Annotated in this window: 1 protein-coding gene; it reads right to left on the bottom strand. The window is 63.2% G+C overall.

The window, feature by feature from the left end:
- Positions 1–1,116, bottom strand: a 1,116-nt coding sequence (locus AB0P23_RS25460; protein WP_363799794.1) for an acyltransferase domain-containing protein, incomplete at both ends; no start/stop codon positions are given.

The raw sequence follows: 1,116 nt of genomic DNA, 5'->3' as shown, positions 1-1,116 counted from the left end.
CGCGCCGGTGTCGGCGAGTTCGGCAGTCAGACGGGCTCGTTCGCCGACGATCATGGCTCCCTCGGCAACCGTGAACACACCAGCAAGCGCAGCAGCAGCATAAGCACCGACACTGTGCCCGACAATCACCGCGGGCTCGACTCCCCGAGCCCGCCACCACGCACCCAACGCAACCCCGACGGCATACAACGCAGGCTGGGCGATTGCAGTATCGGTCAACAATTCCGACGAACGATCCCCACCGTCCAACAACACCGACAACGGAAACCCACAGATCCTCACCACCTCGTCCACCACCTGCGTCACCACCGGATCCACACCGTGAACCCCAGAGAAAATACCGGCAACACGCGCACCATGCCCCGGCACCACGAACGCCACCCGCGGCACCGACTCCGCCACTCGCACCGGCCCGAGAACGGACCCGTCCACTGCACCGTCCGCCACCGAACGCAAACCCGAGATCAATTCCGCACGCGATCCTCCCGACACCACCGCACGATCCGGCAAGTCGGCACGTGCAGTATTCGCAGTCCATGCCACCTGCTGAGGAGTCACATCAGGATTCGCACTCAAGAAATCGACCAACCCGCGCGCACTCGCACGCACAGCCTCGACTCCGTTGCCCGCCAACTTCACCACTGCCACACCCGAACGATCACGGCACGGTTCGGACTCCACAACCGGAGCAGAACCCAAAATCGCATGCGCGTTCGTACCCCCGAAACCGAACGACGACACCCCCGCCACACGTGCATCCCCAACCCACGGAGTGACCCGAGTCGGCACCCGGACAGCAATGTTCTCCCAATCGACATGTGGATTGAGCACCGACAGATTCCGATGCGGCGGAACAACCCCACGCTCGAGAACCAACACCGTCTTGATCAACCCAGCAATACCAGCAGCAGCCTCCAGGTGACCGATGTTCGTCTTCACCGAACCCACCATCAACGGCTTGTCCACCGCCCGACCGGAACCCAACACAGACGCAAGAGCACGCACCTCGATCGGATCACCCAACGCAGTACCCGTCCCGTGCGCCTCCACATACCCCACATCGGAACCCTCGACACCCGCAGCACCCAACGCAGCCCGCACAACCTTCTGCTGCGC

Source organism: Rhodococcus sp. NPDC077669 (assembly GCF_040686915.1).
GTDB lineage: Bacteria > Actinomycetota > Actinomycetes > Mycobacteriales > Mycobacteriaceae > Rhodococcoides > Rhodococcoides fascians.
The sequence above is the reverse complement of the archived record's forward strand: the minus strand, read 5'-3'. Positions and strand labels throughout refer to the sequence as shown.